Raw genomic sequence first — 16,664 nt, forward strand, 5'->3', positions numbered from 1 at the left:
CGGTGGTCGCTTCACAGGAAGCCGGACAGGGCGCGGCGGGGCGGCCGCCGCACTGCTGAAATCGCGCGACCGGTATGCCGCCTTCCGCCAGCGCCGGGTGATCGTCAAGGCGCGGGTCGTCAAGCTCGCCGGCAAGGGCGCGGACGGGGCGCGTGCCCATCTACGCTATCTTCAGCGCGACGGGGTCACCCGCGAAGGTGAACCTGGCGAGCTCTACGGCGCCGACAGCGGCCGCGTCGACGGCAAGGCGTTCATCGATCGCGCGGACGGCGACCGCCATCAGTTCCGCTTCATCGTCGCTGCCGAAGACGGCATCGAGTACGACGACCTCAAGGCGCTGACGCGGCGGCTCATGGCGCAGATGCAGGAAGACCTCGGCACGAAGCTCGACTGGGTCGCGGTCGATCATTTCAACACCGGCCACCCGCACAGCCACATCATCGTCCGTGGCAGGGACGACCGTGGCGAGAACCTGGTCATCGCGCGCGAATATATCTCATCTGGCATCCGCGAGCGGGCGGCCGAGCTGGTCAGCCTCGATCTCGGTCCGCGAACCGACCGCGAGATTGAGCTTCGCCTGCGCCGGGAAATGGAGCAGGAACGCTTCACCAGCATCGACCGTCGGCTGCTCAGCATGCGTGATGATGACGGCCTGGTCTCGCCGGGCGGTCCCGACGCCATTCGCCAGACGCTGCACCAGGGACGGCTGCGCAAGCTCGAGCGGATGGGTCTGGCCGCGGAGGTCGGCGCTGGCTCCTGGCGCCTCGACGATGAGCTCGAAGCCACGCTGCGCCGCACCGGCGAACGCGGCGACATCATCAAGACCATGCACCGCGAACTGACCGGCAAGGGGCTTGCCCGCAGGGCCGCCGACTGGGTGATCCACGATCGATCCGGCGAGCCCGTCCAGTCTCTCGTCGGTCGCGTTGTCGCGCGTGGACTGGCCGACGAGATCAATGACCGCCATTACATGATCGTCGACGCCGTCGACGGTAAGAGCCATTGGATCAACATCGGTAGAGGCGAGGCGATGGAAACGATGCCTAATGGCTGCATCGTGCGTGTCGCGCCAAGGAACACCGAGCCGAGGCAGGTCGATCGTACCATCGCCGAAATCGCCGCCGCGCATGGCGGCCGTTACGACGTCGATATGCACCTGAAGCATGACCCATCCGCCACCGAGAGCTTTGCGCGAACGCATGTGCGGCGGCTGGAGGCGATCCGCCGCGCGACCGGCGGCGTCGAGCGAGAGCCGAACGGCACCTGGCTCATCGCGCCGGACCATCTCGATCGCGTCGCGAATTATGAGGGCCAGCGGGCCAGGGCCGAGCCTGTCGTTGCCGACAAGCTCTCCTCAATGGCGCTGGAGCGACAGGTCAGCTTCAACGGCGCCACCTGGCTCGACCGGGAGCTGGTTGCCGATAGACCCGAGCCTTTGCACGGATCCGGCTTCGGCCGCGACGTGAGAGAGGCGCAAGCTCGCCGGCGGCAGTGGCTGATCGCGCAAGGCCTCGCGCATAAAGAACAGGATGGGATCGTCTATCGAGCCAACATGCTTTCGATCCTGCGCCAGCGAGAACTGAACCGTGTTGCTGGCCAACTGTCGGAGGAACTTGGCCTGCCCTATGCCGAAGCGCGATCCGGAGGACGAGTAGAGGGTACGCTCCGCCGCTCCGTCGAGCTTGCCAGCGGAAAATATGCCGTCGTTGAAAAGTCGCGCGAGTTCACGCTGGTGCCATGGCGGCCGGTGCTTGAGCGCCATGTGGGCAAGGAGGTCTCCGGTGTCGTAAGTGGGGAGGGGATTTCATGGACCGTCGGCCGGCAAAGGAGCGGACCTGGTGTTTCGTGAGATGGTGTACAGCTTTTTAGCCAGCGGCGCGGGCAGCCATGCGAGCCCGCGTAGACCTTATGGCCGCACGCCCGCAATCGGTCGCATGGACCTGCCAGGCGGGGCGGCTTTGGAGCGTTCGGACCCGACACGCTGCGTGAGTGGCCAGACTTCGAGCGCTCGAAGATGCGGACTGTTGTCTGCTGGCCGGCGTTATTCCGGCTGGCCTATGACCGCGGCGCAACAGTTCACCGCTGAAGTTGCCACGGGCGAACATCGACAAGAGAAAAAACACCATTGCGCGATACAAATCGCCGTTGAAAGCGTTTAGGTTGCATGCGCTTCGCCAAGTAAACGGATACCCCAGAAGAGAGCCATGACCACGGCCCGCCATATCGTGACGCTGCTTAAAAGCCACATTGCCGGCGACGAGGATCGTTTCCTCTCTATCGCGATGCAGCTTGCTGCGCATGAGGCACGTCAAGGCCATGGTAAGCTTGCTCAGGAGCTCAAGGATCTGGTCGACGCAGCCAAGAGCAGGGACGCCCGGATTGCCAAGAGCAGTCGGCCGGTTCCCCTTTTTCAGCCAAAGGGCGAGCTCGCAGGGCTCCTGCATGTGCGCTATCCGGACCTGCGACTGACCGACATGATTTTGCCGGACAGTCTGCGCTCGCGCCTGCACCGCGTGCTGGGAGAGCAGCGCCAACAAGCAAGCTTGCGCGAGCACGGGCTTGTTCCCCGTCGCAAACTGCTTCTGGTCGGCCCGCCAGGATCAGGCAAGACGATGACCGCATCGGCATTGGCCGGGGAGCTTCATCTGCCCCTTTTCACGATCGTCCTCGATGGTTTGATCACCAAGTTCATGGGAGAGACTGCCGGAAAGCTGCGGCTTGTTTTTGATGCAATGCAGGCGACGCGGGGCGTCTACTTCTTTGACGAATTCGATGCCATCGGCGCGCGTCGAGGCGAACGCCAGGATGTTGGCGAGATTCGGCGCGTGCTGAATTCGTTTCTGCAGTTTCTCGAGCAAGACGACAGCCACAGCCTGATTATTGCGGCAACAAATCATCCCGAGCTGCTCGACAGAGCTTTGTTCCGCCGTTTCGACGATGTCATCGAATACGCCGTGCCCGATCGGCCGATTATAGAGGCGCTGCTTCGGGCTCGACTCGACCGCTTCGACACCAGAGGGCTTGCCTGGAACGAGGCGATCTCTCAGGCAGAGAGACTGTCGCAGGCCGAGATCACGCGCGCGGCCGACGACGCTGCAAAAACCATCATATTGCGGGGGGGGAAGCGGATCACCTCGGAAGCGCTCATCGACGCTCTGAAGGAACGCCGGCAGGCGTCGCTGTTTGAGTAGCGACAGCACAGATCATAATGGCAGACGATTTTCCGCGCGACCGCGCCCATATCCACCTTCGCAACAACGGCATTCGGGAAGCCTATCGGCGGCCCAACCAACTTATACATGCACCGCCGCTGCCGGCGCGTGATCGGGCGTCGCATGCTGCGGCCTTGACGCAATCCATCGAACAAGCGGTCGAAAGTGCACGCCAGCAGATTGCGGCGCGTGACCCCCAGCTGTCGGTCGGCACGCCTGGCTTTTACCTCGCGATCGATCTGCCCATGTCCGGACGGGCGGCCCTCGACCAGTTGGCCGATCGTCGCCAGCACATGGAGCTGGTCGCCGTCCATGAGCCAACTCAACCCGGTGCTCCCATCACAGCGTCGGTGTTCCTGCCGCAAAGCGCGCAAGCCTATTATTTGCGGAAAGTCGAGGCGTATCGAGACGTTGATACTGACCGCGGCAGACCGCGCAACGAGCCGCTCGTCTCCCGCATGGAGACAGTCAGGCTGGCGACTGCACGATCGTTGTTTACCGACCACGACGACCTCTTCCCCCAGGCCGCTGACGAGCAGGTGTGGTGGGAAGTCTGGCTGCGCGACGGTCGCCGCGAGAACTTCGAGCACATTGCCGAAGCCCTGAACATCACTTTGCGCACGCATGCGGTTAGGTTTCCGGAGCGGGTGGTCATGCTGGCCCTCGCCAGCACGGCAATGCTCGACCGCATGATTGCGCACAGCGATGTCGTCGCCGAGCTGCGGCGCGCGAAGGATACGCCGTCCTTCTTCCTGGGCCTTGGCGGCGCGGAGCAAAGGGACTGGAGCGACGAGCTTCTCGGGCGCGTCAGACCGCCTCAATCCGATATTGCGGTCTGCATTCTCGACAGCGGCGTGCGTCGCACCCACCCGTTGATCGAACCCGCACTTGCCGTTTAAGACTGGCACACCGTCAAACCGGCATGGGGCAGCGACGACACACCTGCGTGGAGCGGCCACGGGACGCGAATGGCAGGTGTCGGCCTGTACGGTGATCTGGTCCCGCTCCTGGTCGGAGGCGATCCAGTTCCATTGCCCTTTCGGCTGGAGAGTGTTCGTATCCTTCCGCCAGAAGACGAGGCAAACGATCCAGAACTCTATGGCGCGATCACCGCGGAAGCGATCGCCCGCGCCGAGGTGCAGGCGCCGGAGCGCCGCCGCGCGATCGCAATGGCTGTGACAAGCGCCAGTCCGGCGCGTGGAAGGCCCACATCGTGGTCTGCCGCTATCGACCAACTCTGTTTCGAAGAGGAACAGCGACGCTTGATCGTTCTCTCTGCCGGCAACATCGGCGATGACCTCATGCCGGCCGAGCATTTGACGCGCAACGATCTGGAAGCAGTCGATGATCCTTCTCAGGCCTGGAATGCGCTGACGGTCGGCGCTTTCACAGAAAAGGTCGATATCATTGACACCGACTTTTCGGGCTACGCTCCGATCGCGCCGGTCGGCGAGCTCTCGCCGCGCAGTCGCACTTCGGTCGTTTGGGACAGGCAGTGGCCGGTGAAGCCCGAGGTCGTCTTCGAAGGCGGCAATCTCGCCCATGACGGTGTGTTGCCCGGCGAGCCGATCGACGATCTGCAGATATTGACCACTTTCTGTCGACCCGAACTGCGCCACTTCACCACCCTCGGAGATACGAGCGCGGCAACGGCCCATGCCGCACGGATGGCGGGACTAATTCTATCAGCGCGCCCCGAGCTGTGGCCTGAATCGGTTCGCGCCCTGATCGTCCACTCGGCCGAATGGACTCCGGCGATGCGCGCACGCATCGATGCGTGCAACGGAGCGAAGGGCGAGATCCAGGCGCTCGTGCGGCGCTATGGTTACGGCGTGCCAGATCTTGGGCGCGCGCTTCTGTCAACGGTGAACGACCTCACGCTTATCGTTGAAGATGAGCTTCAGCCTTTCCAGCGCGAGGGCGGCGCGGCTGCCAAAACGCGTGACATGAAGCTGCATCGCCTGCCTTGGCCGAAGGAGCAGCTCGCGGCGCTCGGCGCTGCCCAGGTCGAGCTCCGCGTCACGCTGTCCTATTTCATCGAACCCAACCCCGGTGAACGCGGATGGACCCGCCGGCATCGTTACGCGTCCCATGGTCTTCGGTTCAGAGTAAAGTCAGCGACCGAGACAGTCGACGAATTCCGAGCCCGCATCAATCAGGCCGCTCGGGACGAGGAGGAAGGGGCGCCTGCTGGAGGCGGAGAAGAGTGGCTGCTCGGCACCTTCCGCGATCGCGGCTCGTTGCACGCCGATTTCTGGTCGGGCAGCGCCGCCGATCTCGCCGAGCGTGACGCGATCGGCGTGTTCCCGGTCGGGGGCTGGTGGAAGGAGAAGCCTTACCTGGAACGCGTCGACGCTCTGGCTCGGTACGCCCTGATTGTGACGATTCGGGCGCCTGGGGTCGATGTTGACATCTTCACACCCGTCGAAGCAGCCCTGACTGTCGAGACGTCGGTCGAGACCTGATGCAGCACTGTCCAAACCGGCCAACAACGGAGGTTTGACCAGCCTCTGGTGCCATGGCGGCTGGTGCTGGATCATCACGTCGGCACGGGATCATGCGCGGAGGACGATAGGCCGGCAAAGGAGCGGGCCAAGCGTGTCATAATGGCGCCCATGGTCACGCCCACAAGCCGCGCCCCCTGCGTCTACGGAGAGGTGCGCGTCTGCTTAGGCGGCCGAGACATCGCTTACCTGATCAACGCGCTCCGTATTTGCGCCTGTAAGCGGCAATGAAATCGTCGTCGCTACAGATGCAGCGGCCGCTGGAGTCCTTGGCCTTCGGATCGTGCAAGTGAGAGCCAAGGGGGCGCAGAAGATTCACCCGAGTGCTCGTCGTCGGGCTCATGGGAAACCCCGCACTATGCTTGACCAAATCCGCGGCAAGCATAATCCCGGCAAGCACCGACTGAAAGGCCATCGGAACCACAGTTCGAACGCGGCGACTTCCTTCGCTAAGCTGGAACACCAGACCGCCGCAGATAGCCTGCTGATAAAAGGAGCGCAGGGGCTGGCCGACAAACGGGGCTAGCGGTTCAAACGGCACAGCCATCGCTGTAGCCACGCGAACTACAAAGTCGTTGGGAACTCCGGCATTTGTCTGCAGGAGCGTTTTCACCTGCTCGTGTGCTTCCGGTATTCCGAGTTCCTCGGCAATCAGCTGGTGCTCGTCCTTGGATTTTCCGGATGGCAGGTACATGCAACAAAGGCAAGCCTGGCCGTCATCGAAACCATGCCGGGAGATACCGAGATCGTGCTCCTGCATCCAAGCGTTTGCGATCCATCGCGGCAGTGCACCTTGGACAGCCAGACGGTCGGCGGCGGTGTCAAGCGCCACACCCACTTGGTCTAAGACCCAATTGCCCCGGCGCGCAACATATTCTGCCCACGTCAGAGGGTGCGCCTCGACCTCAAGGCCAGTCGATCTAAGGGCGGTGGCTGCAAGAACCGCCTTGGACATACCAATCTCCGCCTGGCCGGCCAATGCGTAGCGCTGCAGGTTTGAGAGTTCGATCGCTTCGTGATCGATTACATGCAGACGACCCTTGAGATCGGGTTGTCTCGCTAGCGCCCAAAGCGAGCCATGGCCTATCGCACCGAGCCCAACGAGGTGGGTTTCGCCAAGGTCGACTGGGAAGTCGATCGGGCCAGCCTCCCCGGCTTTGGTCTTGTCGTAGCTGCATAGCGAGAGGTCGATGGTTTCGTCCAACTCGGCGGGTCAACTGGGCGGCGAAGATAGTTCGTTGGCGGCGCCGAAGCAACTGGCGGCGCCAGCTCCAAAAGGCAGCAGACTTGGGCCAGAGCCCACCGGGTCCGTACGCGACAGCTTTGCCGCCCAACCGTCCGATCCCACGAAAAAGATCGGGCACCGGAGTGATGGGCGCGTTACCCCTGCAACGACGCAGACGGTGGCAGACTTGCCGGAACGCCGGATGCCGACTTTTGGATTGATCGACTTTGCCAAGCGCTCCAGCGCTTGGGCTTGAGAGCTCGCCGCGCTGTCCAGCGGGAGTATCGCCAGAACCGGGTAGAGCCTAGCGAGCAATCTCACCGCAAGATCTAGTGTCGCCTGGCCTTCGGCGCAGGAAGCGGCCTGATGGTCGAAGGCGACTGCCACGACCTGCTTTTCAAGAGCTGCTTTGAAGTCTCCCAGATGAAAATCGGCCAGGACCTGAGATGCCGCCGTGGCGGCACGATCGATGAAGTTAGCGAATGCCATTGTTCAACTCGATATCATGATCATTCGCGACAGTGCCGCGGGAGGGAGCGCATTCCATTTGGCCTTTTCGTCAAGCCGATAGGCGGCGACCCGAGCAAAATCGAAAGGCTCGCGGGCGAAATTCGGCACTACCAGCGACAGACACCCAACCGTGGTAGCAACCGCATAAGCGTCGTCCGTCGTCGAATGGTAGGCGCGGCCCGGATGGCTGTGAATCTGGGCCAAGAGTTTCAGGCCGCTTTTGTAGAGCCAGACATTGAGCCGGTGCAGTTCTTCGGCCGCAACGATCACGCAAACGCCATCGTTTGTCCGAATGTGACGCTGCGCCGGGATAACCGTCTCTGTTACGGCAAAGTGCCGGTCTTGCTGAACGCCGACCCAGAGCGCCATCCCCTCATTGCCTTCGCGACCAACTGAGCGCAGATGCCCATGCGTGGTCGAGATGCAGCCGCGCGGGAGAGTCACGATCGTTACATCTCTCAAACCAGTCATTCTTGTATCGCCTGAGGGGATACCACCATTCCTACGATTGCCGGTGGGAGTTGAATCTGCAACTGCTCTATAGGAATGATTCCGTACTTGATGATCTTGTCCAGGATGAAGGCCAAACAGCCTTCGCCAGAACCCCGATGAAGTAGCCATGGATCACCTGAATGGGCTGGATTGTCGTGGTATTCCCGGACGCCCGCCATGCACAGGAATGGTTCGTCCTCGGGACTGTTGGCCTGGATGAAGTCCGTCAGCGGCACGGCGTTCTGCTGGATGAGAGCTCCTATCATCTCCGGCGGCGTTCCGGGCAGCGGCGGACGTCTAAGCATTTTCAGGTATAGATCTTTCCGGGCAATCGGATGACGCGTAAACGGATCGACGAAGACCACGGACGGTGGTCTTAAGTCGTAGTCGGTGAAGTCGACCTCGCTCGCTGCGCTGATCACCCGTGGTTTTAACTTGAGGCTTGCGAAAATGAAGAAAGCGCGCGGAAAGGTCGCCTCGATCAAGAAGCAGCCCTGAGCCCGATAGACATCAGCATATGGCCGGAACCGGCCGATCTCCCGATCAAACTTCGCTCGGGAGACCTCCGGATCCACACTTTGGGGTTTAGGCACCTGCGACGCCCGCCTTCAGGCTGAGGAACAGGGTCACAGTATTCGGGAAACCGAAATCGCCAAGCTTCTTGTCGACGTCGAGCAAGTTGCCGGCCTCATCCTTCAATTCCCAATTCTCGGCTGGTTGGGCGACATTCTGCGTGTTCTCAAGGGCTTTGGTACGAATGACGTGAAGCGGCTGGTTGGGATTGGCTTCGACCTGCGTGGGCTGGCCGTTCACCACCATCGTGATCTCGATCTTGCCCGGCCCGCCGCCGTGATTATCGCCCTTACCCGAATCCTTCGACATTGTCCTACTCCTGTGGCTTGCCAACCGTCCCACGCCCTGGCGCCCACCTGCGAGTGAGACCGGCGGTCTTCAATCGTTCACCCGGCGCCACGGCCGCGAGTACGCGAAAGACAGGGGATAAGCTACCGAATCGGTGCTTGCCTTCTTTTATGGGTGACTTGAGCCGCAAGTAAATGGTCTCAAATTGCTCCTCACAACTATAATCGATTATAGCAATGCGAAAATATTGGCGACACGCCTATTCATCTGCTCTCTCACTCGCCTGCTCCGTGCTTGGCAAGGGGAGCTTTGACTGCGTCACGCGTCCCCCAATCCTGCAACGCATTCACCCGAGCCTGCGCGACACCAGCGCCCGCACCGGCCGTGATCCGCAGAACGAAACGCTGATCGTGGCGTTCTATCGCGAACTGGCGCTGCTGTTCTGGCTAGACGATTGCAACGACGTTGGCCTGATCGCGCCGGAGCAGCTCGCCGCCGTGGAGCAGGCGCTGGGGCACGGCGTACCGTGCGTTCTCTCCGGATTCGAGGGCTGCGCTCAGCTGCGCGCTTCGCTGGTGCTGGATCGGCGAACGGCGCCGGCCACGGTGGCCGCTGGCTGGGAGTACATCCATTTCGAACACTGCGCACTGCCCGAGTTGGACCTGACGCAGATCGACCTGCGCGCCTCGCTGCTGGGCAAGGCTATGCGCGCGCCGCTGCTGATCAGCTCTATGGCCGGCGGCATGCCACGGGCCGAGGCCATCAACCGGCATTTGAGCGAGGCAGCGCAAGCCTTGCGGATCGCCATGTGCGGTTCGCAGCGTGTGAGCCTGCAATCCCGTAACTCCCAGGGGCTAACGCGCGCGCTGCGCCGCCTGGCGCCAGACATTCCCTTGCTGGCCAATATCGGCGCCGCGCAACTGCGGGAGGCCGACGGCCTGGACCTGGCGCGTCGCGCGGTGGACGCGCTGGAGGCCGATGGGCTCATCGTCCATCTCAATCCGCTGCAGGAAGCGGTACAGCCGGGAGGGCGACCGCGACTGGCGCGGCGTCCTGGCGCTGATCGCTGGCGCCGCGCGCATCGTGGGCGTGCCGATCGTGGCCAAGGAAGTGGGGGCGGCCTGTCCGCCTCGGTGGCCTGTGCGCTCGTCGAGGCGGGCGTGGCGGTAATCGATGTCGCCGGCGCCGGCGGCACCAGTTGGGCCGCAGTGGAGGGCGAGCGCGCCCGCAATGCCGCCGACCGTGCAGTGGCGATGTCATTCGCCAATTGGGGGATTCCCACCCTGACCAGCGTGCAGGCGGTGCGTCGGGCGCTGCCAACGGTGAAGCTGATCGCGTCGGGCGGGATCCGCGATGGCGTCGACGTGGCCAAGGCCATCCGCCTGGGCGCGGACATCGCCGGGCAGGCGGCCAGCGTGCTGGGCGCGGCGACAGTGTCCACCGAGGCCGTTGTCGCGCATTTCGAGATCGTCATCCGCCAGTTGTTGGGTCACCATCAAACCAATTTGACGCCCCGGGACAATATCGTCCGGCATTGTCCGGTGTGCGACGATGTTGGGGATGCGACATAGGCGGATTGCCGTGTATTAAACCGCTTTTCCTTTGGCACGCATATTGCGCCCTATCGGTAAACCTCGTCATGGGCCGGCGGCAATCGCTCGGAGATTGTCGAAATAGCACAATCTGCCGGGGTGACATCCGGCCCGACTAGAGCAGGACCTTTCAGATGATGCAGAAAAGCAAGCGGCCATACTCGCGGGGAAATAGTCGCGTCAGGGCTGCATGGACGCTCTTTCCTGGTTGTTTCGGCGACGGACGCCAACTCTTCAATCGGCACCCGAACCAGTGCCTGGATGTCCAAGGAGCGCCCCTGTTGCGCGTGCCTGGCTGCACCCGCGTGCTGGCTCTCCTCCAAGGCGACGCTCGGCGCTGCTGCAGACCGGCGACGAGAACCCAACTTCAAAATTAGCATTCCGAAAACCGAAAGAAGTGAACAGGTATGTCCAGGATCGGCGCTTTGACGCGCGCGGCATGGCGATCGGCAACTCAGACGCTGGCCAAGGGTTCGAAAAGTTTACACCCGACGCTAGCGCCGGCCGATTTCAAGCGCGCACTTACGATCAACGATCGATATGGCGGGCTCACTGTCAATGTCCCCAAAATGCCTTTCTGGCTGACCGGGGGTGAAGCCTTCGTCTACCGCCGGACTAGCCACGGCGAGCAGCAGTTCATGCAGGTCGATGCTGCCACGGGTTTCAAGCGGCCCGCTTTCGATCAGGCGCGTCTGGCGGCAGCGCTAAACAAGGTGAGCCATGAGAGCTATCAAGCCGGCAATCTTCCGTTCGACCGTTTCGAACTGAGTGAGGATGGTCGCAGGCTCGACTTCCAGATTGAAGACACCCGGTGGAGCTGCGACCTTGCAAGCTATGACTGTACCAGCACCACATTCGATGCAAGGAAAGGGGACCGTAGGGAGCTCAGCCACCGCTACACGCCGCCAGCGGAGAACAACCCCGACAAGAGCAACGCGTCGCCCGACGGCAAATGGATCGCCTATATCAAGAACTGCAACGTTTTCCTGCGCAGCGAGGACGGATTGCAGGATGTTCCTCTGAGCCGGGACGGAGCCGAAGGCAATTGCTACGTCTTTTCGACGCTGAGCTGGTCGCCGGACTCGCGCCACCTCGCCGCTTACCTTGTTCGCCCCGGCTATAGGCGAGAGGTCCGCTACCTCAATTCATCGACGGACCAGTTGGAGCGGGAATATTCAACAATATTCTATCCCAGGCCGGGCGATGTCCTTCCGCTGCCCCAACCAGTCCTGTTCGACATTGCCGGCCGGCGCCAGATCGTGATTGACGGTGCCCTCTTCTCGAACGTCTTCGAACTTTCCCCTCTCCGGTGGTGGGCGGACAGCCGCGGCTTCACTTTCGAATATAACCAGCGCGGGCATCAGCTCTATCGCTTGGTCGAGGTAGACGCCGCCTCGGGCCGCGGGCGCTCCCTGATCGATGAGACCAGCGAGACATTCGTGGATTATTTGCCGCTGGGGCATGGCCAGGAGGATGCCGGAAAAATCTTCCGTTACGATGTCGATGACGGGAAGGAGATCATCTGGGCATCAGAGCGCGACGGGTATGAGCATTTGTATCTTTTCAACGGCCGGACAGGCGCGCTCGAAAACCAGATCACCCGAGGTGAGTGGGTCGTCCGGAGGGTCAACCATGTCGATCCGGTGAAGCGTCAGATCTGGTTCGAGGCGAGCGGGATGAACTCGCAGGAGGACCCCTATTGGGTCCATGCTTACCGCATCGGCTTTGACGGCAAGGGACTGACTGCACTGACGCCCGAACCGGCCAACCACCATATCGAGTTCTCGCCTGACAGGCGCTATTATGTCGATCTCTGGTCACGCATCGATCTGCCCCCGCGCATGGCACTCTACCGCGCCAGCGACAATGCCAAGCTCCAGCAGATCGAGACGGCCGACATTTCCGAGCTCGTCGCCGCAGGCTGGCAGCCGCCGCTCAGTTTCCATTCCAAGGGGCGCGACGGCAAAACTGACATCTGGGGTGTGCTCCACCTGCCAGCCAACTTCGACCCGACGAAGAAATACCCGGTTGTGGAGAATATCTATGCTGGACCCCACGGCTCCTTCGTCCCAAAATCCTTCTCGCGGTGGACAGAGCCGCTCACGCAGCTGGGCTTCGTCGTTGCTCAGATCGACGGCATGGGCACCAACAACCGCTCCCGCGCCTTCCATGATGTTGCTTGGAAGAATCTGAAGGACGCAGGATTTCCCGATCGCATTCTGTGGCACAAGGCGGCGGCCGCGCAATATCCATGGTACGACATATCCAACGTCGGCATTTTTGGCGCATCCGCCGGCGGCCAGAGTGCAGTCAGCGCGCTGCTCTTTCACCCCGATTTCTACAAGGTCGCCGTCGCCAAAAACGGCTGCTTCGACAACAGGATAGACAAGACCTGGTGGAATGAACTGTGGATGGGGTGGCCGGTCGGCATTGAATATTCGCAATCCTCCGCCGTTGACAATGCTCACAGGCTGCAGGGCAAGCTGATGATCGCGGTCGGCGAAATGGATGATAATGTCGATCCGTTTTGCTCGTTCCAGCTTGCCGATCGACTCATCAAGGCAGGAAAAGATTTTGACATTGTCTACGTTCCTGGTGCCAATCACCATACTCTAGGCACCTACACCGAGCGCAAACTCCTAGACTTCTTCGTTCGCAACATTCTCGGTCAGACCCCGCCCGACTGGAACAGCAAACCGATCGAGCTGGAGTAGCTTGTGGCTCTTGCAATTGTTAGCTCGCCTTATCGGCTGTAATCAGGGCGAGGCGCGAGCAAATCTGCACCGAAGGACGATCGTGGAGTCTAGGACTTGCGCTGCGTATTGAGGATAGGCTCGCCGCGACGTTGGTCTGAGCAAACTGCTTGATAGGCACGCCTGCAGACCGCGTGTGTGCGATTGCAAGATCCCCTATCAGCCTGGTGTGAAGCGTTCAGGGGAAAAGCCGCACCCAACGCCGCTTCCGCTCGCCGTAACGCTACGGCGGTGCGGCCCACCCGATCCGCTCGACGAGCATAGGAACACATAGGTCCCCGAACGGACGATTACCTTGGCAATAGAAGACCCTCGTCGGTCATCGCCGCTGTGGGTGGCAGCCCGTCGGTCTGGAGCTGCCACGATTCTCATCCTCGCGTCACATATGAGCTGAAGCTTTCCGGATCGGGTATCCAATCGGCATCCAGTTGCTCGGCGATATGGTTGAATTCTACCTCAGGACAAGAGTGAGTAGAGCAGCCCCGCTACGAAAATCCTATCCTGGTTCGTTTGACGCATCGACTATTCAGATTGATTGGCGTGATACCCGGCGCGGCCGCAACACGCTAGGCCGTCAACCGCTGAGCAGAAAACCAGCCTTCGCCTTCCGCGGCGGCGGACCTCGTCAGCCTTTCGAAAGCTTGCCTGAGTAGGTTGCTCATGTGATCTGTGGAAGTGAGGCTAGCGTGCACCCGTACAAACTGGACATTCATCGTAGCAGCTTGGCTGCAGGTGCAGCACGCCGTACCGCACGAGCAAGCGGACAAGCCGGCCAAGCCGGTTTTGAGCAGCACTTGGGCGAATTGCAGGCGGCGGATGAGTTGATGAGTGCACCAGGCGAGGATGTCCTCGTCAATGGCTCGCATGGCAAAGGTGAGTTGAGACCAACGAAGAGGCAGAGGATCCAAAGCAATCTGCAGCATGCTGTCACTGAGCGGCAACCAGGTCAGGTTGGTGACTCAGGCGCTCGCGCGATGATGCAACTCCCTGCCCATCAGGTGGGTACATCGGAACGGGAGGCGCAGCTCGCGATGCAGGGGGATGAGCACGAATACACCCCAGCGCCGCATCTCGATGGGTCGATGCCCTCGACAGTGCAGCCGGATCGTCCAATTGTGGCCCCCGACGGTGCCGACAAGCGTCCTGTTTATTCCAACGATGCCACCGCCATCGAAGGGCTGAAGTCTGCACTCCTTGCGGGTAAAGCCAGGCCGGACACGGTCACTCGCAGCGCAAATTCTCTTTTCGGCTTTAGTCGTTGGCTCTTTCAAAACAAAAAGCCAGGGTTTGCTGCTCGGCTTTACCATCCGTCGCTGAGCCAGGATCTCGAGGAGTACGAGAGTAGGGGTGGTTCCTCCACAGTGGCTGGCGCACTGCGTCAACTGATGAAGCCGATAGGCGGAGCCGCCCCGATTGTGGGTCGCGCTGTCCTGAACCCCCATCCTGACGACGCCGCGCTCACTAGACATTTCAGATCCGCGAGCGGCTACGCAACTGCTCTTAACCATTTCAGTCATTACCTACGTCAAAATGACAAGCTCGGGATTGCGGGCCGGATTTACGATGAATCGCTGGATAAAGATGTTGAGAGCTACAAGGCCGCCTCCTCTACTCGTGGAGCTCCGATCGAATCTGCACTGGTTTATATCCGCAAGCACCCGCCGCGCGTTATACTCGGGAGTCATCTGGAAAACGCGGTCAGCATGGAGGCTCGTCCCCGTGGCGACGCTGCTCAGCATACCGCACCACAGCAGGGATTCGATTGGCCAGAGGAGCTCCTGCCGGTAGGTTATAAGGAGGGCACCGATCTACCATTGTCTCTCGCCCCAACCGCGCACCAACACCAAGCACCCGACTTTGGAGAGGCCGTCCCTCACTTGAACTGGCGCCACGGCGACCAGGGCGCCCCGGAGGGGCTGGTAGCTGCACGGGACAGGAGCAGCCCGCTGCCAAGCGAGGCGGTGCCACATAAATCTGGACGGGGACTCGCTACGCAGCCCAGATTGTGGGCGGAGAAATCCGCCTCGCCAGAGCTCTTTCGACGGCGGGCGGAGCAGGCTCTGCCGGCGTCCGCCAGAGGTGTGGAGACATCCTCCGCGGTTGATGAAGCCGCCGCTCGCCAAGCTTTGGCTTGGTTGCAGCAGGAGATGGAGGGGATCGAACCGATGCAGGATCCTCATAAGGTGGCTACACCGGAATCTGAGGCGCAGCTCGTCAGGCAGAGGGATGAACACGAATCCACCCCAGCACCGCATCCCGGAGGTGGTGGTTCGATGTCCTCGACAGTGCAGCCGGATCGTCCAATTGTAGTCCCCAACGGTTCCGACAAGCGTCCTGTCTATTCCAACGATGCGACCGCTATCGAAGGGCTGAGGGCAGCATTCCACGCGGGTAAGGCCAGCGCGAACACGGTCACTTTCAATGTAAATTCTCTTTTCGGCTTTAGTCGGTGGCTCCTTCAAAACAACAAGCCAGGGTTTGCTGCTCGGCTTTACCATTCGTCGCTGGATCAGGATCTCAAGGAGTACGAGAGTACGGGTGGTTCCTCCACCGTGGCTGGCGCACTGCGTTACCTCAAGAAGTCGACAAGCGGAGCCCCGATTATGGGTCGCCCTCTCGTGATCCCCTATCCTGACGATGCCGAGCTCATTAGAGATTACAGAGCCGCTTCGACCAAGGAGTACCTGGCAGCGCCTGCGACCGGACGGAATCCAGATACCGTGGGCGGCTATACAAATTTTCTTAGACATTTTAGCCAGTATCTGCGTCAAAATAACAAGCCTGGGATTGCCGCTCGGATTCACGACAAATCGCTGGATAAAGATGTTGAGAGCTTCAAGGCTGTCTCCTATGGTAATAGACTAAGTATCGGTTCTGCATTGGCTCACCTCCGGGATATCCTGCCGCGCATTGTGCTCGGGCGCGAAACTGTCCTTGCTGCTCATCCGGCAGACGCAGTCACCAGGCGCGTTGGGGCCGCTGCTGAAGCTGGGCCAGCGGCACCGGCAAGAGCTCCCCAACCCGCCTCGCCAGCAACCGCTAAGCTGCCAGGCACCTACCGCGGCCTTCCACTGGTTGATGTGACCACACTGACGACCAGTTCCTCTGGGGCTCAGATCGGGGCGCTCGATCCGACAGCCCCGTCCAACGTTGCAACGGGGCGGGTGCTCGGCGCCGCCGAATGGCTGAGCGACGCCCATGTCCAGAGAGATTACAATTTGCTGGAGCGGCAACTGCAGGGGATCAATCCGGCGCTCGCTGCCCGGACTCGGCTGGTGGATCCTTCCGTATCCCATCTACTGCGACACACGTCGCCGCAAGACGCTCGAGGCATATTGCAGTCCATCTATAATCAAAACAACGCCACAGCCGACTTCCTGTTCTTGCCAGTGAATAATGGCACGGCTACTAGCCCCGGCACCCATTGGTCGCTGCTGCTCGTTGATCGCCGCGACCCCGAAAGGCGGTTCGCCTATCACTACGACTCCCTCCAGCGAGAGGGATATAACGACGTG

8 protein-coding genes and 4 pseudogenes are annotated in these 16,664 nt (G+C 61.3%); 7 read left to right on the forward strand and 5 right to left on the reverse strand.

Going from position 1 to position 16,664, the window contains the following annotated elements; all coding sequences use genetic code 11:
- From rlxS to EOA24_RS07705, 3 genes and pseudogenes are all read left to right on the forward strand, one after another.
- The coding region (gene rlxS / locus EOA24_RS07695) for a relaxase/mobilization nuclease RlxS (protein ID WP_127409704.1) at positions 1–1,849 on the forward strand (1,849 nt) is incomplete at its 5' end.
- A gap of 355 nt (positions 1,850–2,204) precedes the next feature.
- The gene (locus tag EOA24_RS07700; protein ID WP_127409705.1) at positions 2,205–3,191 is read left to right on the forward strand and encodes an ATP-binding protein; all 987 of its coding nucleotides are present in this window, start codon (positions 2,205–2,207) and stop codon (positions 3,189–3,191) included.
- 17 nt (positions 3,192–3,208) lie between these two features.
- Positions 3,209–5,677 (forward strand): annotated as a pseudogene (locus EOA24_RS07705) (S8 family peptidase).
- A 232-nt stretch (positions 5,678–5,909) separates the two neighbouring features.
- On the opposite strand, the gene EOA24_RS07710 reads toward EOA24_RS07705, so the two are convergent.
- The 5 genes from EOA24_RS07710 to EOA24_RS07725 are packed head-to-tail and all read right to left on the reverse strand — an operon-like array spanning position 5,910 to position 8,825.
- A complete protein-coding gene (locus tag EOA24_RS07710) occupies positions 5,910–6,920 on the reverse strand; it encodes a ThiF family adenylyltransferase (RefSeq protein ID WP_245501771.1) in 1,011 nt (336 codons plus the stop codon).
- Between the two features lie 9 nt (positions 6,921–6,929).
- Entirely contained in the window at positions 6,930–7,430 is a 501-nt protein-coding gene (locus EOA24_RS42880) for an E2 ligase fold family C protein (RefSeq protein WP_245501772.1), read from the reverse strand.
- A 3-nt stretch (positions 7,431–7,433) separates the two neighbouring features.
- Positions 7,434–7,922, reverse strand: coding sequence for a Mov34/MPN/PAD-1 family protein (locus tag EOA24_RS07715; protein WP_126057777.1), 489 nt, complete (start codon positions 7,920–7,922; stop codon positions 7,434–7,436).
- Positions 7,919–8,536: a putative metal-binding protein gene (locus tag EOA24_RS07720; RefSeq protein ID WP_126057778.1), complete on the reverse strand. Its 618-nt coding sequence runs from the start codon at positions 8,534–8,536 to the stop codon at positions 7,919–7,921. The genes EOA24_RS07715 and EOA24_RS07720 overlap by 4 nt, the downstream gene beginning before the upstream one ends.
- Positions 8,529–8,825 (reverse strand): DUF2604 domain-containing protein, encoded by a 297-nt coding sequence (locus EOA24_RS07725; RefSeq protein WP_126057779.1) that lies wholly within the window; start codon positions 8,823–8,825, stop codon positions 8,529–8,531. Before EOA24_RS07725 ends, EOA24_RS07720 begins: the two co-directional genes overlap by 8 nt.
- Before the next feature lie 311 nt (positions 8,826–9,136).
- On the opposite strand from EOA24_RS07725, the pseudogene EOA24_RS42370 reads away from it, so the two are divergent.
- From EOA24_RS42370 to EOA24_RS07740, 4 genes and pseudogenes are all read left to right on the forward strand, one after another.
- Positions 9,137–9,376, forward strand: a pseudogene (locus EOA24_RS42370) (hypothetical protein); the annotation flags it as partial.
- A pseudogene (gene fni, locus EOA24_RS07730) lies at positions 9,365–10,288 on the forward strand (type 2 isopentenyl-diphosphate Delta-isomerase); the annotation flags it as partial. The pseudogenes EOA24_RS42370 and fni, both read left to right, overlap by 12 nt.
- Before the next feature lie 515 nt (positions 10,289–10,803).
- Positions 10,804–13,110, forward strand: a complete 2,307-nt coding sequence (locus tag EOA24_RS07735; protein WP_126080685.1) for a S9 family peptidase — start codon at positions 10,804–10,806, stop codon at positions 13,108–13,110.
- Between the two features lie 833 nt (positions 13,111–13,943).
- Positions 13,944–16,664: pseudogene (locus EOA24_RS07740) on the forward strand (Ulp1 family isopeptidase); the annotation flags it as partial.

Origin of the sequence: Mesorhizobium sp. M2A.F.Ca.ET.039.01.1.1 (assembly GCF_003998035.1) — a bacterium.
Classification (GTDB): domain Bacteria; phylum Pseudomonadota; class Alphaproteobacteria; order Rhizobiales; family Rhizobiaceae; genus Mesorhizobium.

Coding starts and splice junctions, on each gene's coding strand:
- EOA24_RS07700 (WP_127409705.1), top strand. CDS start 2,205: ATGACCACGGCCCGCCATATCGTGACGCTGCTTAAAAGCCACATTGCC.
- EOA24_RS42880 (WP_245501772.1), bottom strand. CDS start 7,430: ATGGCATTCGCTAACTTCATCGATCGTGCCGCCACGGCGGCATCTCAG.
- EOA24_RS07715 (WP_126057777.1), bottom strand. CDS start 7,922: ATGACTGGTTTGAGAGATGTAACGATCGTGACTCTCCCGCGCGGCTGC.
- EOA24_RS07725 (WP_126057779.1), bottom strand. CDS start 8,825: ATGTCGAAGGATTCGGGTAAGGGCGATAATCACGGCGGCGGGCCGGGC.
- EOA24_RS07735 (WP_126080685.1), top strand. CDS start 10,804: ATGTCCAGGATCGGCGCTTTGACGCGCGCGGCATGGCGATCGGCAACT.